We start from the raw sequence: 19,269 nt of genomic DNA, 5'->3' as shown, positions 1-19,269 counted from the left end.
CACCGTTCTCCTCAAACCAGCGGACGCGGATTGGAAAGATACTGCGTGCGGATCGCATGTGCCGTCCAGTAGGCAAGGCCGCCGAGCAAGCCGGTCGGGTTGTACTGGGTGTTCTGCACGAAGTTACCCGCACCAAGCATGAACACATTGTGCTTGTCCCATGCCTGCGAGAAACGATTGACCACGCCCTCGCGCGCATTTTCCGACATGATGTGTCCACCGGTCGTGTGGGTCGTCTGGTAAGGACGAACGTCGAACTGAGCGTCTTCCTTCTTGAAGGACGACTGGATCAGATCCGGGTTCATCGTCTTGGCCAGCGCTTCCGCCTTGGTCTTCATGAACTGGGTCATCCGGATATCGTTCGGATTCCAGTTGAAGGTCATGCGCATCAAGGCGCGGCCATGGCGATCCTTGTAGGTCGGATCGAGATCGAGATGGTTGGTCTTGTAGGACATGACGGAACCATGGGTTCCGATGTTCATCGAGTGGCCATACCATTCGGCAATCGACTTTTTCCAGCCAGCACCCCAGCTCGGCGTACCCGACGGCAATATCATGCTGCGGATCGGCTGGCCGTTGGTCTGGCCGGTGCGCCAGTAAGCGCCACCAATGAAGCCCTCGCGACCGAAATCGATCTGGTTGACGCCGAAGTCATCGATACACATGCCATTGGCGCCGGTGCCAATGAACGGATTGAACTCTTCATCCTTGAAGAAAAGCGTCACACCGCCGGTCAGCTGGTAGGCATAGTTACGTCCGGTGACGCCTTCGCCCGTTGCCTGATCGTAAGGCTGTCCGATGCCCGAAAGCAGCGCCAGATGCACGTTGTTCAGCTGGAACGACGACAGGATGACGAGATCGGCAGGCTGGAAGACTTCTTCCTGCGTCTTGTCGTCGAAATAGGTCACGCCGGTCGCGGTCTTGCCGTCCGGAGCCATTTCAACACGCAGCACTTCCGATTCGGTGCGATACGAGAAGTTCGGCATCCGCTTCAGCGCATCAAGGATCGTCGTCTGCGGCGACGACTTCGAATACTGGTAGCAGCCAAAACGCTCACAGAAACCGCAATGATTGCACGGTCCCATCTGCATGCCATATTCATTGACGTAAGCGGTCGAGGCAATGCCGCCCGGCGACGGAAACGGGTGGTAACCCGCAGCCTGCGCTGCATCGGCGAATTTGCGTCCGTCCCAGGTCGTCTTCATCGGCGGCATTGGGTAGTCGTTTGAACGCCAGCCCTCGAACGGGTTACCGCCTTCAACAATCTTGCCCTTGATGTTGCCCGCCTTGCCGGAAATACCAGCCACGCGCTCGAAGCGGTCGAAGAACGGTTCCATCTCGTCATAAGTAACGGGGTAATCACCGAGCAGCATGTCTTCCGGGATGATCTGCTCGCCCCAATGCTCGCGCACGTGGGAACGCAGGCGCAGTTCTTCGGCCTGCGGACGCCAGTTGAGGCCGTTCCAGTGCGTACCCGCACCACCCACGCCGTTGCCCGGCAGGAAAGAACCGAAGCTGCGGTAAGGCAGCGCGCTTTCTTCCGCGTTGCGGCGCACGGTAACCGTTTGCTGGCTGGCGCGCTGCATCATCTTGAGACGCACGCCATATTTCAGCTCATCGATCATGTTCGGATACTTGAAATCCGGCACGGTGTTCTGATCATGGCCGCGTTCAAGCGCGACGATGTCGAGGCCTTCCTGCGCCAGTTCCATTGCGAGAATAGAGCCGGTCCAGCCGAGGCCGACAATGACCACGTCTTTCTTCTTTTCCTGACGTGCCATGGTTAAGCCCTTTCGCCCTTGATCGAAACCGGACCCAGCGGGTAAGCGACATTGTAGCGCTCAACCCACTCCTTGTAGCTGCCGCGCGCACCGGGGAAGCCAATATAGGTCCAGGCCTGCATGCCGTGATTGCCGCCATACATGGGGTCGGCGAAATAGCCTTCCTTGGTGTTCTGGAGCAGAATGCCGAAGAACTCGCGCAATTCCGGCTGCAAACCGACTTCGCCCTTTTGAAGCGCAGTCAGTGCTTCGTCCTGCTGTTCAGGCGTGAGAGCGGCAAAAGCGGCGCTGTATTTCTGTTCGCACCAGCCGTTGAAGGCCGGGATAGCCTGGCGATAAATCTGCGCCGGGTTGAGCGGGGTTTGCCAGCCGCGTGTCGGATCAGCCGACGCGTCGTGCGGTCCGACCATGTACCAGTCGTCAGCGCGGCCATAATCGCCGGCAAGCTGGAGATCAATAAAGACAGGGACGCGGGTTTCGATGGCGCCGGGGCCATCGCCATCCGAGGGGATCAGCCTTGCCGTCGCGGCGAGGATAAATGTCCATTCAAGATCGGTAAAATATTGGCGTTCATAGTCTTCGAGCGAAACCGGTGGCGTCTTCGGTTCGGCCTGCGCTGAGACAGCCAGTCCTGAAAGCATGACGCTTGCTGCGGAGGCTTTCAGAAAACTGCGACGACTCGGATATCCGGGGAGGTCAGTCATTGTCGTTTCCTGCCTGTTAGGTGGGTAAGACGGAGGGATGCTTTTCTGAAATGAAACCGCATTGCGCGATTGAGAAAAACATAGCGCTCGATACACACCAGACTAGAACAGTTCAAATAACTTGTACCCTAGCTGTGCAAAACATGAGAGATTTCGGGGCTATAAAGCAGCCGTTTCGGCGAAGAAATTGCCCCTAAAATACCAGAAACCGGCGAAAACGTGCCCGTCATCGGTACAATGATCACATTTATGTGATTACATGATCATATACTTAAATAAAGGCTCAAAACTGCAAATTTGACCGGTCGGACAAATTTCAAAAAACGGAGAGAGACTCACTCGGCCAGCGCATGAAACGCTGGCCGAACGACGCTCATCAACCGACGACTTCGCCTACCAGAGCGAGGTCGAAAACGTGGTGGTGGATATGCCCATCGAACATGGCGAGGAGGCCCTTTGTGGCCTCCCGGCTTTCGTAACGGATGGGTGACTCCAGCGCCTCGGCCAAGGCTTGTCGGCCGTCATAAGCCGTCCACAACACCATCGGATAGGATGGTGCGCCTTCGTCCCGTTCCACGGCATAAAGCACGCGCACATCCCGGATGCCCGGAAACTGAAGCCACATCGGCATCAAGGTTTCCGCGACATAAGCCTTGAACGCATCCTCGCGCCCGGCATGAATTTCACCTTCGAAGAAAGCCTGTCTGACAATCATCGCAAAACTCAATTTACCTTGGTGGGCGGAACATCGCCTGCGAAATAGGCCTGCAGATTGGCAAGCACCAGTTCACCCATGCCGATGCGCGTTTCGACAGTTGCACTGCCCTGATGCGGCATCAAAACCGTGTTTGGAGTAGTGAAGAATTCTTCGCGGATCGTCGGCTCGTTGACGAACACATCAAGACCGGCACCGGCGATAATGCCACCGTTCAGCGCGGCCAGAAGCGCGTCTTCATCGACCACGGTGCCGCGCGCGACATTGATGAGATAACCCTTGTTGCCAAGCGCCGCCAACACATCCGCATTGACGATATTCGCCGTGGAGGCATTGGCTGCCACACAAACCGCCAGAACATCGCAGTTCTCAGCCAGTTCCACCGGCGATGCATGGGCCACCCAGTTCGTGCCTGCCACCGGCGAGCGGTTCCAGTAATGCACTTCCATGCCGAAAGCCTCGGCGCGCTTTGCCAGCGACTTGCCGATCTGGCCAAGTCCAAGAACGCCGATACGCTTGCCCTTGGGACTGATACCCAGCGGGAAAACCTGACGCCCGGCCCATTTTCCTTCGCGGACAAAGCTGTCGCCAAGCGCCACATGGCGCAGGAGCGCGAGCATCAGCGCAATGCCGGTATCGGCAACATCATCGGTCAGGACGCCGGGTGTCGTGCTCACATGTACATTGCGGCTGCGCGCAAACGGTAGATCGACCTTGTCCGTCCCGACGCCGTTGATGGCGATCAGGCCAAGCGACGGCAGACGCTCGATCCATTCATTGGAAAGCCCCGAACCGCCACCGGTCACGACCGCGCGGATCGAGCCCAAAGCCGCATCGATAGCCGCCTTTTCTTCGGTCTTGTAAAGCCGGTGCACCTTGTAGCCCGCATCGAGGCGCTCCTCGATAGCGGACATCATCGGCTCCACGAGCAGAATTTCCTTCGTCACGTCAAACTCCAGTTCCAGATTGGGGGAAACACATCGCAAAAGGTGGGATTTAGCCTTTGCGATATGCGTCAGAACAAACGATGCGAGCGGTCAGGAAATCTGACCGATAAAGGCCCTTGTCCGCTCATGCTTCGGATTGCCGAAGAACTCTTCCGGCTCCGCCATTTCAAGGATCTGTCCCTGATCCATGAAAATAACCCGGTCGGCGACCTGTCGCGCAAAGCCCATTTCATGGGTGACGCAGAGCATGGTCATGCCCTCCTTGGCGAGATCGATCATGGTGTCCAGAACTTCCTTGACCATTTCCGGATCGAGCGCCGAAGTCGGCTCATCGAAAAGCATGATCTTGGGGTTCATGCACAATGCGCGCGCAATCGCCACGCGCTGCTGCTGGCCGCCTGAAAGCTGCGCCGGATACTTGTCCGCCTGCTCCGGGATGCGCACGCGCTCAAGAAATTTGCGTGCCGTCTTTTCGGCTTCCGCTTTGGCAACGCCGCGCACTTTCATCGGTGCAAGCGTGCAGTTTTCCAGAACGGTCATATGCGGGAAAAGATTGAACTGCTGGAACACCATGCCAGTTTCCTGCCGGATGATGTCGACATTCTTGCCGCCAGCCGTCAGGTCGTGACCATCGACGACGATGCGCCCTTCCTGAATGGTCTCAAGCTGGTTGATGCAACGGATCAGCGTGGACTTTCCGGAACCCGACGGGCCGCAAATGACGATGCGTTCGCCGCGCGCCACAGTCAGATTGATATTCCGCAGCGCATGATAGGTGCCATACCATTTGTTGACGCCTTCCATCAGCACCGCGGTACCGGAAGCATCCTGCGATGCCCGGCTGGCTTTGCCCTGAGCTGAATCGTGTGCCGTCTGGTTCATGTCGAGAACTCGCTTTGCTGAACGTGATCGCCGGATGCGGCGTTTGCCGCCATGCCCGGCCAATACCGGGCATGGCACTGTCAAAGACTTACTTCGCCTTGGAAACGAAATCCGGCAGTGGGGAACCGAGCCACGTTTCGTGGATCTTGTTCAGCTCGCCATCGCCCTTCACCTTCTCGATGAATTTGTTGACGAATTCGAGCATTTCGGTCGAACCCTTGCGCACTGCGATGCCCTGCACCTGCTGGCTGAGCTGGATTTTCTGCTCGTAACGTCCCGGCGCTGCCTTCTCGATTTCAGCGGCAACGACATTGGAAAGACCGATCAGATCGACCTGACCCGACAGCAGAGCCTGCACGGCGCTGGCATCGTCATCGAAGCGGCGGATATTCGCATCCTTCGGCGCAACCTTGGTCACCGCCGTATCCTGCGTCGACGCGCGTGCCACGCCGATCGTCTTGCCCGACAGGTCTTCCGGCTTGGCGACTGCCGCGTCCTTCGGTCCGAAAACGCCGATGGAAATACCGGCATAAGGCTGGGAGAAATCGACGCTCTTGGCGCGCTCTTCAGTGATGCCCAGCGAAGCTACCAGCAGGTCGACCTGTCCGCTCTGCAGATAAGGAATGCGGTTCGGGCCGGTGACCGGCACGATCTGCGCCTTCACACCCAGCTCGGCAGCAAGCAGCTTTGCCACATCGGCATCGTAGCCGTCCGGCTCGTTATTGGTGTTCATGATGCCGAATGGCGGAAAGTCGACCAACATGCCGATCTTGATCGTTCCGGCCGACTTGATGCCTTCGACGGTCTGCGCGAATGCAGCAGGCGCAAAAGCCGCGGCAAGCGCGCCAGCACCGATAAGCGTCATCGCTATGCGTCTGGTGATATTCATGTTTTTCCCTTCCCTATTGTTAAACCGGACTCCTCGCCGGCTATCAGTCCCTACACAGCCCCCGATTATCGAGCGGTTGCGCGAGAAAATCTGGTTTCCATGTTGCGAGCCAAGATCGAGAGCGGCCAGCACAGAATGAAATAGATAACTGCAACCGTGCCGAAGACCATGAACGGGCTGAAGGTTGCGTTGTTGATGATCTGGCCCTGCCGGGTCAGTTCGGTAAAGCCAATGATGGCGGCAAGCGATGTGCCCTTGATCAGCTGCACAAGGAAACCGACCGTCGGTGCAACCGATATGCGCGCAGCCTGCGGCAGAATGATGTAGCGCATGCGGTTGTAGTAGCGCAGGCCAAGCGCCGTTGCCGCTTCACGCTGGCCGGGCGGCACGGCATCAATACAGCCGCGCCAGATTTCGCCAAGGAAAGCACTGGCATGCAGGGTCAGGGCGATAGCCGCTGCGATCCACGGATTGATGCCCAGGCCGAAAATATTGAGCCCGAAGAACACAAGGAAAAGCTGCATCAAAAGCGGTGTGCCCTGAAACAGGCGGATGAAGCCAAGCGCGATATAGCGCAGCACACGATTATCCGAGACGCGCATCAACGCTACGATCATGCCGCCAATGCCACCGCCCACAAAGGCGATAGCCGAGAGCGCAATGGTCCACTGCGCCGCATAGACGATAATGAGAAATTCGTTCCAGCCGAAAGGTCTGATCATGGCCTTGCTCCTATCGGCTCAGTGGATATTTGAATGCCAGTTTCTCGATCAGCGAAAACACCGCCGAAAAACCGATGGACATGATGAGGTACATCACCGTGATGACGATATAGACCTCGAAGCTGGCAAAGGTTGCCGACTGCAGATCATTACCGGCGGCGGCCAGTTCATTGGCCGAAATCACCGACACGACGCTCGACGTCAGCATCAGATAGATGAACTGGCTGGTCAGCGACGGATAGACCGTGCGCAGCGCAGGCTTCATGATGATGTAACGGAAGACCTGCAGGCGCGAGAGGCCAAGCGCAGTGCCTGCTTCCACCTGTCCCTTATGGATGGACTCGATGCCTGCGCGGATGATTTCGGTGCCGTAAGCGCCGAAATTCACGACCAGCGCCAGAAGTGCCGCGCTATTGGGCGACAGACGCAGACCTGCCGAGGGCAGACCGAAGAAGATGAAGAATATCTGCACCAGAAACGGTGTGTTGCGGATGATCTCCACATAGGCGTCGATGACAAAGCGCACCGGCTTCGAGCCGGATGTCTTGCCCAAGGCGCACACAATGGAAACGACCAGCCCGAGCACCATGGCAGCGACAGAAAGCTCGATCGTTTGCCAGGCGCCGAGAAGCAGCTTGTCCATAGACGCGAACACTGGCGCGAAATTGAAATTGTACAATGCTGGAACCTCCCGGTCGGCGAATTGGCTGTCTTCCTCCAAGATCAGCCCAATTTAGATCGATCTAAATTCGTTTAACCCCTCTCGTCAATCATTAATTCGGATTAGATGATCAAATCTCTCGTCAGCCCACAGGGCGTCCACAGGACTGGCGAACCTGCAAATAGGTCTCGCTGACGATCCGCTGCGCAGCCATTTCCGGTTCTGCAAGGCGCGAAAGCAGCAATCTGGCCGCGTTTTCGCCGACCGTCACCGGGCGCGTCGCGACGGAACTCAGGCGCGGGCGTGTCGCCTCGGCATCGCTGACATCGTCAAAGCCGATCAGTGAAAAATCCTCCCCGATTTTTCGCCCGCAATCATAAAGCCCGGCCGAAAGACCGAGTGCTATCACATCGTTAAAGCAGATTGCGGCCGTTGGTTCCGGCCCTTGCTGAAACAGAAGCGGCGCGGCCTTGGCGATTTCCGGCATAGTGCTTGGCAGATGCACGATCAGTTCCGGGTCCAAGCCCTTCTGCTGCATCGCCTCGCGAAAGCCCTCGACACGTTCGCGATAGGCAGAATGCACCGGCCCATGCACCGCAAAAGCGATGGTCCTGTGCCCCAGTCCGGACAGGTGATTGACGGCCTGCCGCATGCCGCCCGCATAATCGACCCCGGCATAGTCGATCCTGTCAGTTACATGGCGGAGCACCTGCACGACGGGAAGTCCCCAATCGGCAATCTGCTCGATAAATTCCGGCTCGGTTCCCGCCGTCAGCGATACGATCACGCCATCAACGCCATGCTCGCGCATGCGCTGCATCAACGTGTTCTGATTGGCAAAATTCTCATGACTATTGGCCAGCAGAACAACCATGCCAGCCTCGCCGACAATACTGTCGATGCCGGCCAGAAGCTCGCCGTAAAAGGGATTGCCCAGCGTCGGCACGATCACGCCAACCGTGTTCGAGCGGTCGGCCCGCAAGCTCGCTGCGCCCATATTGTAGACGTAGCCGAGTTCCTGGAGCGCCTTCTCGACCTTCTCCCGCGTCGCGGCTCCCACAAGCGGGCTCTTGCGGATGACAAGCGACGCCGTGGCCCGCGAAACATTCGCATGGCGTGCCACATCCAGAAGCGTAACCCGGCTTTTCTTACGGTCGTCGGTCGGCATGAAACTCACCTGTCAGTATGAATCCATGTCCTGAAATAGCATCAGAGGATACCGCCTTCAGGTCAGATTCGAAGTCGGTATATTCAGTACAGACAGATGAAATGGTCAATCCGCAGCGTAAAACACCTGCGGATTGACACAGTGCTCTTTGCGGCCCGCATCACGAAGAATGCAGGTGTCGTGTTAAAACTCCCAGTCTTCATCCTCCGTCGCCACGGCCTTGCCGATGACGTAGGACGAGCCCGAACCGGAGAAGAAGTCATGGTTTTCGTCGGCATTCGGCGAAAGTGCCGACAGGATAGCCGGATTGACCTTGCAGGCTTCAGCTGGGAAAAGCGCCTCGTAACCGAGATTCATCAGCGCTTTGTTCGCATTGTAATGCAGGAACTTCTTGACGTCTTCGGTCAGACCGACGCCGTCATAAAGCGCTTCCGTGTAGCGCACTTCATTGTCGTAAAGTTCAAGCAGAAGCTCAAAGGCGAAGTCCTTGATTTCCTGCTTCTGCGCTTCGCCAAGCACTTCAAGCGCGCGCTGGAACTTGTATCCGATATAATAGCCATGCACAGCTTCATCGCGGATAATTAGCCGGATAAGGTCTGCCGTATTGGTCAGCTTGGCGCGGCTAGACCAGAACATCGGCAGATAGAAACCCGAGTAAAACAGGAAGCTCTCCAGAAACACGCTGGCGATCTTTTTCTTGAAAGGATCATCCGCACGATACTGTTCGAGGATCAATTCGGACTTGCGTTGTAGGAATTCGTTTTCCTCCGACCAGCGATAGGCGTCATCAACGTCTGGCGTGAGACACAGCGTGGAGAAGATCGACGAGTAGGAGCGCGCATGCACCGCTTCCATGAAGGCGATATTGGAAAGTACCGCCTCTTCATGTGGCGTCGCCGCATCTTCCATCAGCTCGACCGCGCCGACAGCGTTCTGGATCGTATCAAGCAGGGTCAGGCCCGTGAACACGCGGATCGTCAGCTGCTTTTCCTGCGGCTTCAACGTTTCCCAGGACTGGATATCGTTGGAGAGCGGCACTTTTTCCGGCAGCCAGAAATTGCCCGTAAGGCGGTTCCAGACTTCCAGATCCTTATCATCCTCGATGCGGTTCCAGTTGATGGCGCGCACGAGACCGTGGGGCTTTCCCTTGCCGGTTTTGAATTGCATGTTCATTGGATTTCCTCTGATCTCATCTTGGGCTTACAGGGCGCAGGAAACGCAGCCTTGCACCTGCGTCCCTTCAAGCGCCATCTGGCGCAGCCGGATGTAGTAGATCGTCTTGATGCCCTTCTTCCAGGCATAGATCTGGGCGCGATTGATGTCGCGGGTGGTGGCCGTGTCACGGAAGAACAAGGTCAATGACAGGCCCTGATCGACATGCTGGGTAGCAGCCGCATAGGTGTCGATGATCTTTTCCGGCCCGATCTCATAGGCGTCCTGATAATAATCGAGATTATCATTGGTCATGAACGCAGCCGGATAATAGACGCGACCAATCTTGCCTTCCTTGCGGATTTCGATCTTGGACACAATCGGATGGATCGAAGAGGTGGAATGGTTGATATAGGAGATCGACCCGGTCGGCGGTACAGCCTGAAGGTTCTGGTTGTAGAGGCCACCCTCCATCACCGCCTTTTTCAGATCACGCCAGTCGTCCTGCGTGGGGATCGCGATGCCCGCCTTTTCGAAAATCTCACGGACTTTCTCGGTCGCCGGCTCCCAAAGCTGATCGGTATATTTGTCAAAATATTCACCCGATGCATATTTGGATTTCTCAAAACCGCTGAACGACTTACCCGCTTCGACGGCAATGCGGTTCGAAGCACGCAGGGCGTGATAAGTCACGGTGTAGAAATAGATATTTGTGAAATCCACGCCTTCTTCCGAACCGTAGAAAATCCGCTCGCGAGCCAGATAGCCATGCAGGTTCATCTGGCCGAGGCCGATAGCGTGGCTCTCATCATTGCCGCGCGCGACAGACGGCACCGAGCCAATATGGCTCATATCGGAAACTGCCGTCAGCGCCCGAATGGAGGTTTCAATGGTCTTTCCGAAGTCCGCCGAATCCATGGCGGCTGCGATGTTGAGCGAGCCGAGATTGCACGAAATATCCTTGCCGAGATGGGCATAGGAAAGGTCTTCATCAAAAATGCTGGCTTCGCTGACCTGCAGGATTTCCGAGCACAGATTGCTCATGGTGATGCGCCCGTCGATCGGGTTGGCGCGGTTCACCGTATCCTCGAACATGATGTAGGGATAGCCGGACTCAAACTGGATTTCTGCCAGAACCTGGAAGAACTCACGCGCATTGATCTTCCGCTTGCGGATGCGCGCATCATCGACCATTTCGCGGTATTTTTCCGTGACAGAAATCTCGGTCAGCGGCTGACCATAGACCCGCTCCACGTCATAAGGCGAGAAGAGATACATATCCTCGTTGTTGCGGGCCAGCTCGAAAGTGATATCCGGGATCACCACACCCAGCGACAAGGTCTTGATGCGGATTTTCTCGTCGGCATTCTCGCGCTTGGTGTCGAGGAAGCGCATGATATCGGGGTGATGCGCATGGAGATAAACCGCACCGGCTCCCTGTCGCGCACCAAGTTGATTGGCGTAGGAGAATGAATCCTCCAGAAGCTTCATTACGGGAATGATGCCCGAAGACTGGTTCTGGATCTGCTTGATCGGCGCGCCGGATTCGCGAATATTCGTCAGGCTCAAGGCCACGCCGCCACCGCGCTTGGAAAGCTGCAATGCGGAATTGATGGAGCGCCCGATGGACTCCATATTGTCTTCCACCCGCAGCAGGAAGCAGGACACAAGCTCGCCGCGCTGTTTCTTGCCCGCATTGAGGAATGTTGGCGTTGCAGGCTGATAGCGACCGGAAATAATCTCATCGACAAGATCGCGGGCCAGTTGCTCACTGCCACGCGCCAATGCCAGCGCCACCATGCAGACACGGTCTTCATAGCGCTCCAGATAGCGCTTTCCGTCAAAGGTTTTCAGCGTGTAACTGGTGTAATATTTGAAGGCGCCGAGAAATGTCGGGAACCGGAATTTCTTGGCATAGGCCTCATCGAAAAGGTCGCGCACGAAATTGAAGGAGTACTGATCCAGCACCGCCTGTTCATAATAGTTCTCCGTCACCAGATAATCGAGTTTCTCTCGCAGATTATGGAAGAAGACCGTGTTCTGGTTGACGTGCTGAAGGAAATATTGCTGCGCAGCCTGCTTGTCACGATCAAGCTGGATCTTGCCTTCATCGTCATAGAGGTTGAGCATCGCGTTCAGCGCATGATAGTCCAGCCCATCGGTAGACTTGACGGGCTTGGGGCTGTTTGATGCCGCTGCTTGCGGCGCGTCCTGCGCGACCGGCTCTGCCTCGCGCTCGCGGATCAGGGTTGTGTCTGCCGTGTCCAAAATCGTTCCATCCCGTTCCTGACATTGCCAATGTCTTCATCGGTTCCCAAAAGCTCGAAGCGATAGAGATAGGGAACCTGACATTTGGCGGAAATTATTTTGCCGGCTATGCCGAAAGCTTCACCGAATTTGCTGTTGCCCGCGGCAATCACGCCGCGGATCAGCGAGCGATTGCCCGCATTGTTGAGAAAGCGGATGACCGGCTTGGGCACTGCCCCCTTGGTTCCGCCGCCACCATAGCTTGGCGTCATGAGCACGAATGGCTCGTCTATCTGCAACGGCCTCGAGTCGTCCTCATCCCTTTGCAGGCTTGGTATGCGCCTTGCGCGCATTCCAAGCCGCTCGACGAAACGATGCGTGTTTTCGGAGCGACTGGAGAAATAGACAAGGAGACCCATGGCCGAGCTCATGACAGTGCCACGATCACGAAAGACCGTTGATCATGTCCGGACGAAAACCGGCCCAGTGGGTTTCACCGGCCACAACGACTGGCACCTGACGATAGCCCAGCCCCGTGACGAGATCGTAAGCGGCCATATCTGCAGAAATGTCGATGACCTGATAATCGATCCCCTGACGGTCGAGGGCACGGGTGGTTGCGGTGCACTGGACGCAAGCGGGTTTGCTGTAGACGGTGACGTTCATTTCTTCCTCACTGGATTGGACGCGAGCTGTCAAAGGCACAAGCCATCGGGACAGATGCGTATGAGAGATCGTTCGCGCATGGCACATGCGCGTGAAGGCAGACAGAATCGGGGAACAGTCAGCGATGCATGAGCACCACTGGACCGCGCAAAATCACCTCTGGAAAGGTGGGCTTGAACTGAAGGAACAATACAAACTGGACAATGTGTCAGACATGGACTTCACCCCGAAGCTTGTGAGCGGGCATTCGGGGCAGCAATCGGCAAGAAGCACATCTCGCCTTACTGATTGCACACCAACCGGACACCCCGCCCGTGGACGTTCATTGCTCAAGGCAGGTCTCCTGGCTCACGGGTCAGCGCTCTTGTCGGTCTTCCCAGCTTACGCCAGTGACATGATCAACCAGAACTCACCGCTTACAGTTGCGGGGGCAGCTTCGGCTTCGTCTCAGCCCTCATGGCAGCGACTCACCGAATTCCCTCTTAGCTTTCGACTCATCGAATCGAAAGAACCTAGAACACTATATATAGTAGACGAAGTTAAAAGACCGTCAACGGATAGTTGGTGAAAAGCGAAAAATCGGCAATCCATTTTGTGACGGCTGTGAAGAACGTGGATAACCGGACTTCATCGCGCCGGTTTGATCGGCTTCGGGCGAAATTCGGGTTTCAGGGCCTTGAGCGCCATACGATCCACGATTCGCGGTGCGATCAGCTTGAGCCAGCGCCCCAATCGCATTTGCCGCGTCATCAGTACCTCGCGTTTGCGCCTCTGCAAACCATCGAGCATGAGACGCGCCGCTTCTTCCACAGACATCATATCGTCTTCACGCACGCCGCTGGTTCCCAGCGCTTCACCACTGGCGCCATAGCCGACCTTGCGAATATCCGTCTTAACAACGCCCGGATAGACAATCGTCACGGAAATACCACTTGGCTCCAGTTCCGAGCGGAGCGCTTCGCAAAATCCGGAAAGCGCGAATTTTGTCCCGCTATAGGCCGAGCGCCCCGGCACGCCGATCAGCCCCGCAACCGATGAAACCACCGCAATCCGTCCTTTGGTCTCTGCGAGGTGAGGCAGTGCGGCATGGATCGGCCAGATGCTGCCAAAATAGTTCAGCTCCATCAGATCATGCATCCAGTGCAGATCTTCCGGTTTGATCTCCGCGAAATTGGCGTGGGCCGACATGCCCGCATTGACGATCAGCGTGTCGATCCGGCCAAAAGTCAACGCCGCTTTTTCAATCAAGGCAATGCAGACATTGCGATCTGTAACATCGGTCGGCACGACCAACACCGTGCTACCCTGAAGTCGCAATTCAGCCGCCAGTTTTTCAAGCTTTTCGACATTACGCGCCGCCAGAACAAGGGCAGCCCCTGCGCGATCGTGATGCGCAATCTGGCGTGCGGTTTCCGCTCCAATCCCGTCGGACGCGCCCGTTATAATCGTAACATCCATGTCGGTCTCCCTGCCGATAAGATGAACGATTATGCCGCCGAAAACCGCCAGCTGGAACAAGCTATTTTGCTAAAGTCGCGGTTTTCACGAACTGTCGTCAGATTATTTGCCGTCTAACGGTCAGTTCACTTGCGCCGCGTGCAATTGCTGATAGCGGCCGCCGGAACGAGCCACCAGCTCGTCATGAACACCCTGTTCAATGATCCGGCCATCTTCCACCACGACAATCCGGTCTGCATTGACGATGGTTGCAAGCCGGTGCGCGATGACCAGCGTGGTGCGGCCCTGCGAAAGATCGGCAAGCGATTGCTGGATTGCACGTTCGGTTTCGGTATCCAGCGCCGATGTCGCCTCATCGAGGATCAGGATCGGCGGGTTTTTCAAGAAAATACGCGCAATCGCCAGACGCTGTTTCTGGCCACCCGAAAGCTTGACGCCGCGTTCACCCACAACCGTGTCCAAACCGGCAGGCAAGGCGGCAATCACATCGTCGAGACGGGCGCGCCGCGCCGCTTCGAGGATTTCCTCCTCCGAAGCCTCCAGCCTGCCATAAGCGATGTTGTCGCGGATCGTTCCGGCAAACAGGAAGACATCCTGACTGACAATACCGATATTGGACCGCAGCGACTTGAGCGTCATGTCGCGAATATCAATGCCGTCGATGCTGATCGCACCTTCGGTCACTTCATAGAAGCGCGGCAGCAGAGAGCAAATCGTGGTCTTGCCCGCGCCAGACGAGCCGACAAAGGCAACCGTTTCACCAGCGCGGATCGACAGGGTCAAATGGGCAAGCAACGGCTTTTCCGAACGGTAGCCGAAGCTGACGTCATTATACTCGATATCGCCATGCAGACGCTCCACGGAAACGGCTTGCGGCCTGTCGGCAATATCCGGCTCTGTATCGAGAAAGGCCGAGTAGCGCTGGAAACCGGCAATGCCCTTCGGATAGCTTTCGATGATCGAATTGATCTTCTCAATGGGCCGGAAGAAAACACCGATGAGCAGCAGGAAGCCGACGAAGCCACCTTCTGTCAGCTGGCCGCGCACGACAAACCAGGCGCCCGCGAGCATGACGATAATCTGGACAAAGCGCATCGAAAGATAAGACAGCGACATCGAAGCCGCCATGATCTTATAGGCCCGCAATTTGGTCGTCAGATAGTTGCGGTTGCTTTCGGCAAACAGCTTGCGCTCGTGGTCTTCATTGGTGAAGGCCTGCACGACGCGAATGCCGCCGACATTTTCTTCGATACGCGCATTGAACTCGCCGACACGGCCATAAAGTGCATGCCAGTTCGAGGTCATCCGGCTGCCATAGCGGATGCTCACAATCGCCGTCAGCGGGACGACCAGCGCCGTGATCAGCGCCAGCGGCACGTGAATCCAGAGCATCAATGCGAAAGCGCCAATCAGGGTCATGACGGCGATGAACAGATCCTCGGGGCCGTGATGGGCCACTTCGCCGATCTCTTCCAAATCCTTGGTCAGCTTTGCGACCAGATGCCCGGTCTTCTGATTGTCGAAGAAACGGAACGATAGTTTTTGCAGATGATCGAATGCTTTGCGCCGCATCTCGGTTTCGATCTTGATCCCAAGCATATGGCCCCAATAGGTCACAATGACCTGCAAACCGGCATTGAGGAGATAGATCAGAAACAGCCCGGCCACCGCGATGGCAATCAGCCCAAGCTGATTGGTCGGCAGCAGGCGATCAATGAACAGCGTCACTGCGACCGGAAAGGCCAACTCCAGCAGGCCAGCAAGGACGGCGCTGGAGAAATCAAGTGCAAACAAGCCCTTGTGCGGTTCATAATAGGCAGCAAAGCGCTTCAGCAAACTGGTCATCAAAATCTCGGCTTACACTTTTGGGGCAGCATTCAAAGAGGTCTGAACACGCGCCCATCCCTAACGACTGTTAGCAAGTTTTTGAATAGCATGGCGTTTATTTTCTCATTATTCGGCCCGATCAACCGATTTGTGATCGTTTAACTCAACTTTACGACAGCTGACCGCTAGAGATTGGGCAAAAGGCTCATGAGATTCTCGATCAACGGCGAGTGATTGCTCTTCATGGAGGCAAGCGCCAGGCGTGCTGAAAGCGGTTTCCCTTCAATCGGCCTATAGGCCACACCGGCAAGCCTGATCTGTGCAATCGCGGTTGGAACAATAGAAACGCCGAGGTCAGCAGCCACCAGATTGACGACCGATGGCATTTGCGGCGCTTCCTGCGCGACGATCATTTCAAAACCGGCATCACGGCAGGCGGCAACCACATCGTCATAGAGGCTAAGGCCGACAATGCGCGGAAACATCACAAAAGCTTCGTTGGCCAGCGCTGAAACCGGCAAAGTCTCATGCATCGCCAGCGGATGATGGCTCGGCAGGGCGATCAACATTGGCTCATCGGCCAAGCGCTTCATGCGCACATCCTTGGGATTTTCGAGGCCGGGACGAATGAAAGCTGCATCCACTTCCCCGCGCACAAGTTTTTCCATCAGGAGGCTCGTGTTCATTTCGGTGAGCGTCAGCCGCACCTCCGGCCAGCGGGCACGAAACCGTCGGATCGTTCCGCTCACCACCGGGTTGAAGGCCGATGACGCCGTGAAACCCAAGGCCAGACGCCCTGTCTCGCCGCGCGCCGCACTCTGCGCGGCAAGCTTGGCCTTCTCCGCAGCGGCAACTGCCGCCTTCGCTTCCTCACGAAAGGCCGTACCTGCCGCCGTCAGCTCCGCGCCGTGGGGAACACGATGGAAAAGAGCGACGCCGATTTCATTCTCCAGATCGCGGATCTGCTGGCTCAAGGGCGGCTGACCGATCCCAAGATTTGCCGCAGCACGCGTAAAATTACCCTCATCGGCAACAGCCAGAAAATATCTCAGGTGGCGCAATTCCATCGGTATATCCAAAACATATCACAATCGTCTGTTCCATATATTAGACAAATGATGCGCCATTGACTAGATCAAGTCTCGGGAGGTTTTGAAAAGGCAAAGTCATGTCCCGCGTCCAAGAACGCAGTCTCGATAGCGTTAGAACACCAGACAGCACCCTCAGGCTGGTCACCGCCCCAACATCACCCGGAGCTGTACCGGAAGAAAAGCACTATCTGGTCAAAGGCACGCCCGCATTTCGCAATGCCAGTGTCGCGCTTTTTCTGTCGGGCTTTGCAACCTTCTCGCTTCTCTACTGTGTACAGCCTTTGATGCCGCTCTTCGCGCATGATTTTAACATCACGCCTGCGGCAAGCTCCCTTTCTCTTTCGGTTTCCACCGGCTTTCTGGCCTTTGCGATTTTCTTTGCGGCAATCGTTTCCGAACGCTTTGGCCGTCGCTCGCTGATGTTTGCCTCCCTGCTCGGCTCAGCGCTTTGCACCATCGCCGCCGCCCTTGTGCCAGACTGGCACATGCTGCTTGCGCTGCGTGCATTGCAAGGCCTTCTGCTGGGCGGTGTTCCTGCGGTCGCGATGACCTATCTTGCCGAGGAAATCGACCCGCGCGGTCTTGGCGCATCCATGGGCCTTTATATCGCGGGCAACGCCTTCGGTGGTATGGCGGGGCGCGTCATCACCGGGACGCTGGCTGAATTCTTCTCCTGGCGTGTCGGCCTCGCTGGCATGGGGCTTCTGGGCCTTGCCGCCGCAATCGGCTTTCTGATGTTGCTGCCCGCCTCGCAGAATTTTACCCCGCGTCCCGGTCTGAATGCGCGGTTTCACCTCAGTGCATGGATCGGCCATATCCGTAATCCGGCCCTGCCATTGCTGTTCGCCATCAGCTTTCTGGTCATGGGCTCGTTTGTGACGGTCTATAACTATATCGGTTTCCGGCTTGTCGCCGCGCCCTACAGTCTGAGCCAGACGGCGCTCGGCGCCATTTTCTCGGTCTATCTGTTCGGTATCGCCGCATCGTGGATCGCGGGTCGCATGGGCGACAGGCTTGGCCATTTCATTGTGCTTCCCATCGGTTTGGGCATTGAAGCAGCAGGCGTGTTACTGACACTCTTTGCTCCCTTGCCGCTCATCATCGTCGGCATCGTGTTTCTCACTGTCGGCTTCTTCGTCAGCCACTCGGTCGCCAGCGCTCTGGTCGGAAGGCTGGCGCTCCACACCAAGGGTCACGCGTCTTCGCTTTACCTCCTGGCCTATTATCTCGGCTCCAGCATTGCGGGATCAGCAGGCGGCATTTTCTGGATTGCGGGCGGCTGGAACGCGGTGACGGAGTTTACCTTCGCCATGCTGGCCATCGCCTTTATCGCATCGCTTGCCGCAGCGCGTTTTGCGCGTCGGGATTGAAAATGCCTCCCAAATTGCCTAGCAGATGATTTGCCATGCAGCTGTCAGCACCTTGACAGCTGCATGGCAATGAATGGAGGCTGGGGCATGAGTGAATTGGCTGACTGGCTATCGGAAGCGCATCCGGTCAACCGGAAGAACGCCGCTGAAGTCGTGTTCGACGACATACGCTCGGCGATCATATCCGGTCGCCTTCAGGTCGGTACGCGCCTGCCATCGGAGGCCCGGCTGGCCGACCGGTTTGGCGTCAGCCGCCCCATTGTGCGCGAGGCGCTGCGCTCACTGCAAACCCTCGGCCTCACCCAGACCCGGACCGGTAGCGGCACCTATATATTGAATGCAACGCCCTCGGCGGAACTGAGCTATGACGGCTATTCCGCGCGCGACCTGATTGAAGCGCGCCCGTTTATCGAAGTTCCGGCGGCAGGCTGGGCGGCACTTCGTCGAAGCGACGAACAGCTCGCGCAACTGCTTGGACTTTGCGACAAGATGGACCGCCAGACCGACCCGCATAAATGGGAGCTGCTCGATTCCGAGTTTCACAGCGCCATAGCTGTTGCCTCCGGTAATACGCTCTTTGCCAAGATCGTCGCCGATGCCCGCGATGCTCTGGTCCAGCAATCCGAACTCATCAATCTCATGGCAGGTCGCCGTGAGGCGTCCAATATCGAACATCGCCGGATTGTCGATGCTATCCGGGCCGGTTCCGAAGCCGGCGCCCGGACTGCCATGGAGGCGCATCTAAGCAAAGTTAAAACCGCCGTCAACGCCATAACTGGCAGCAGCAGCTCTTAAGCCCCCCCTTTCAAACCGACTGTTTTGCGCAAGTGACGGGCCAAAACCTGTCGCGTGACGGCCTGTGGATAATTGTCACCGGGACAATCTTGGGAGACAGACAAAATCGCTATGCGCGAAAGCTGAAAGCTAACGTCTTCTTTTCAAAAAGATATTCCGTTTGCCAGAAAACACAGCTCCTTCCGGCGGACCAT

18 protein-coding genes and 1 riboswitch are annotated in these 19,269 nt (G+C 56.7%); of the genes, 2 read left to right on the top strand and 16 right to left on the bottom strand.

Annotated features, from left to right (window positions below):
- Window positions 1-11 precede the first annotated feature (11 nt).
- The 16 genes from ACTJKP_RS14970 to ACTJKP_RS14895 form a co-directional block, all read right to left on the bottom strand.
- Window positions 12-1,781: a GMC family oxidoreductase gene (locus tag ACTJKP_RS14970; protein ID WP_440631200.1), complete on the bottom strand. Its 1,770-nt coding sequence runs from the start codon at window positions 1,779-1,781 to the stop codon at window positions 12-14.
- Window positions 1,782-1,783: 2 nt separating this feature from the next.
- A complete protein-coding gene (locus ACTJKP_RS14965) occupies window positions 1,784-2,485 on the bottom strand; it encodes a gluconate 2-dehydrogenase subunit 3 family protein (protein WP_078338278.1) in 702 nt (233 codons plus the stop codon).
- A gap of 376 nt (window positions 2,486-2,861) precedes the next feature.
- Window positions 2,862-3,200 (bottom strand): hypothetical protein, encoded by a 339-nt coding sequence (locus tag ACTJKP_RS14960; protein WP_440631199.1) that lies wholly within the window; start codon window positions 3,198-3,200, stop codon window positions 2,862-2,864.
- Between the two features lie 8 nt (window positions 3,201-3,208).
- Window positions 3,209-4,159, bottom strand: a complete 951-nt coding sequence (locus ACTJKP_RS14955) for a 2-hydroxyacid dehydrogenase (protein WP_440631214.1) — start codon at window positions 4,157-4,159, stop codon at window positions 3,209-3,211.
- 78 nt (window positions 4,160-4,237) lie between these two features.
- Window positions 4,238-5,029 (bottom strand): amino acid ABC transporter ATP-binding protein, encoded by a 792-nt coding sequence (locus ACTJKP_RS14950; RefSeq protein ID WP_078338275.1) that lies wholly within the window; start codon window positions 5,027-5,029, stop codon window positions 4,238-4,240.
- A gap of 88 nt (window positions 5,030-5,117) precedes the next feature.
- Complete coding sequence (locus tag ACTJKP_RS14945; protein ID WP_440631198.1) at window positions 5,118-5,918, bottom strand: transporter substrate-binding domain-containing protein; 801 nt, start codon at window positions 5,916-5,918, stop codon at window positions 5,118-5,120.
- Between the two features lie 65 nt (window positions 5,919-5,983).
- The gene (locus ACTJKP_RS14940) at window positions 5,984-6,640 is read right to left on the bottom strand and encodes an amino acid ABC transporter permease (protein ID WP_078338273.1); all 657 of its coding nucleotides are present in this window, start codon (window positions 6,638-6,640) and stop codon (window positions 5,984-5,986) included.
- Window positions 6,641-6,650: 10 nt separating this feature from the next.
- The gene (locus ACTJKP_RS14935; protein ID WP_078338272.1) at window positions 6,651-7,319 is read right to left on the bottom strand and encodes an amino acid ABC transporter permease; all 669 of its coding nucleotides are present in this window, start codon (window positions 7,317-7,319) and stop codon (window positions 6,651-6,653) included.
- A 124-nt stretch (window positions 7,320-7,443) separates the two neighbouring features.
- A complete protein-coding gene (locus tag ACTJKP_RS14930; protein WP_440631197.1) occupies window positions 7,444-8,469 on the bottom strand; it encodes a LacI family DNA-binding transcriptional regulator in 1,026 nt (341 codons plus the stop codon).
- A gap of 183 nt (window positions 8,470-8,652) precedes the next feature.
- The gene (gene nrdF / locus ACTJKP_RS14925) at window positions 8,653-9,642 is read right to left on the bottom strand and encodes a class 1b ribonucleoside-diphosphate reductase subunit beta (protein WP_078338270.1); all 990 of its coding nucleotides are present in this window, start codon (window positions 9,640-9,642) and stop codon (window positions 8,653-8,655) included.
- Between the two features lie 27 nt (window positions 9,643-9,669).
- Window positions 9,670-11,889, bottom strand: coding sequence for a class 1b ribonucleoside-diphosphate reductase subunit alpha (nrdE, locus tag ACTJKP_RS14920; protein ID WP_440631196.1), 2,220 nt, complete (start codon window positions 11,887-11,889; stop codon window positions 9,670-9,672).
- Window positions 11,865-12,287 carry a class Ib ribonucleoside-diphosphate reductase assembly flavoprotein NrdI gene (nrdI, locus tag ACTJKP_RS14915; protein ID WP_440631195.1) on the bottom strand — a complete coding sequence of 141 codons (423 nt, stop codon included), beginning with the start codon at window positions 12,285-12,287 and terminating at the stop codon, window positions 11,865-11,867. The genes nrdE and nrdI overlap by 25 nt, the downstream gene beginning before the upstream one ends.
- 25 nt (window positions 12,288-12,312) lie before the next feature.
- Entirely contained in the window at window positions 12,313-12,534 is a 222-nt protein-coding gene (gene nrdH, locus ACTJKP_RS14910) for a glutaredoxin-like protein NrdH (RefSeq protein ID WP_078338267.1), read from the bottom strand.
- 316 nt (window positions 12,535-12,850) lie between these two features.
- Window positions 12,851-13,065: riboswitch (cobalamin riboswitch) on the bottom strand.
- Window positions 13,066-13,161: 96 nt separating this feature from the next.
- Complete coding sequence (locus ACTJKP_RS14905) at window positions 13,162-13,992, bottom strand: SDR family oxidoreductase (RefSeq protein ID WP_440631194.1); 831 nt, start codon at window positions 13,990-13,992, stop codon at window positions 13,162-13,164.
- Window positions 13,993-14,112: 120 nt separating this feature from the next.
- Window positions 14,113-15,837 carry an ABC transporter ATP-binding protein gene (locus ACTJKP_RS14900; RefSeq protein ID WP_440631193.1) on the bottom strand — a complete coding sequence of 575 codons (1,725 nt, stop codon included), beginning with the start codon at window positions 15,835-15,837 and terminating at the stop codon, window positions 14,113-14,115.
- A gap of 167 nt (window positions 15,838-16,004) precedes the next feature.
- Window positions 16,005-16,886 (bottom strand): LysR family transcriptional regulator, encoded by an 882-nt coding sequence (locus ACTJKP_RS14895; protein ID WP_440631192.1) that lies wholly within the window; start codon window positions 16,884-16,886, stop codon window positions 16,005-16,007.
- A 101-nt stretch (window positions 16,887-16,987) separates the two neighbouring features.
- On the opposite strand from ACTJKP_RS14895, the gene ACTJKP_RS14890 reads away from it, so the two are divergent.
- Together ACTJKP_RS14890 and ACTJKP_RS14885 are read left to right on the top strand one after the other, a co-directional pair.
- A complete protein-coding gene (locus ACTJKP_RS14890; RefSeq protein ID WP_440631191.1) occupies window positions 16,988-18,280 on the top strand; it encodes an MFS transporter in 1,293 nt (430 codons plus the stop codon).
- Between the two features lie 87 nt (window positions 18,281-18,367).
- The gene (locus tag ACTJKP_RS14885; RefSeq protein WP_440631190.1) at window positions 18,368-19,075 is read left to right on the top strand and encodes a FadR/GntR family transcriptional regulator; all 708 of its coding nucleotides are present in this window, start codon (window positions 18,368-18,370) and stop codon (window positions 19,073-19,075) included.
- Window positions 19,076-19,269: the final 194 nt, after the last annotated feature.

The sequence above is a fragment of the Brucella sp. 22210 genome, assembly GCF_052045675.1.
Lineage (GTDB): Bacteria > Pseudomonadota > Alphaproteobacteria > Rhizobiales > Rhizobiaceae > Brucella.
The sequence above is the reverse complement of the archived record's forward strand: the minus strand, read 5'-3'. Positions and strand labels throughout refer to the sequence as shown.

Bases quoted from the DNA above. Each gene is read 5' to 3' on its own strand.
- ACTJKP_RS14970 (WP_440631200.1), bottom strand. From the start codon at position 1,781: ATGGCACGTCAGGAAAAGAAGAAAGACGTGGTCATTGTCGGCCTCGGC.
- ACTJKP_RS14965 (WP_078338278.1), bottom strand. From the start codon at position 2,485: ATGACTGACCTCCCCGGATATCCGAGTCGTCGCAGTTTTCTGAAAGCC.
- ACTJKP_RS14960 (WP_440631199.1), bottom strand. From the start codon at position 3,200: ATGATTGTCAGACAGGCTTTCTTCGAAGGTGAAATTCATGCCGGGCGC.
- ACTJKP_RS14950 (WP_078338275.1), bottom strand. From the start codon at position 5,029: ATGAACCAGACGGCACACGATTCAGCTCAGGGCAAAGCCAGCCGGGCA.
- ACTJKP_RS14945 (WP_440631198.1), bottom strand. From the start codon at position 5,918: ATGAATATCACCAGACGCATAGCGATGACGCTTATCGGTGCTGGCGCG.
- ACTJKP_RS14940 (WP_078338273.1), bottom strand. From the start codon at position 6,640: ATGATCAGACCTTTCGGCTGGAACGAATTTCTCATTATCGTCTATGCG.
- ACTJKP_RS14930 (WP_440631197.1), bottom strand. From the start codon at position 8,469: ATGCCGACCGACGACCGTAAGAAAAGCCGGGTTACGCTTCTGGATGTG.
- nrdF (WP_078338270.1), bottom strand. From the start codon at position 9,642: ATGAACATGCAATTCAAAACCGGCAAGGGAAAGCCCCACGGTCTCGTG.
- nrdI (WP_440631195.1), bottom strand. From the start codon at position 12,287: ATGGGTCTCCTTGTCTATTTCTCCAGTCGCTCCGAAAACACGCATCGT.
- nrdH (WP_078338267.1), bottom strand. From the start codon at position 12,534: ATGAACGTCACCGTCTACAGCAAACCCGCTTGCGTCCAGTGCACCGCA.
- ACTJKP_RS14905 (WP_440631194.1), bottom strand. From the start codon at position 13,992: ATGGATGTTACGATTATAACGGGCGCGTCCGACGGGATTGGAGCGGAA.
- ACTJKP_RS14900 (WP_440631193.1), bottom strand. From the start codon at position 15,837: ATGACCAGTTTGCTGAAGCGCTTTGCTGCCTATTATGAACCGCACAAG.
- ACTJKP_RS14895 (WP_440631192.1), bottom strand. From the start codon at position 16,886: ATGGAATTGCGCCACCTGAGATATTTTCTGGCTGTTGCCGATGAGGGT.
- ACTJKP_RS14890 (WP_440631191.1), top strand. From the start codon at position 16,988: ATGTCCCGCGTCCAAGAACGCAGTCTCGATAGCGTTAGAACACCAGAC.
- ACTJKP_RS14885 (WP_440631190.1), top strand. From the start codon at position 18,368: ATGAGTGAATTGGCTGACTGGCTATCGGAAGCGCATCCGGTCAACCGG.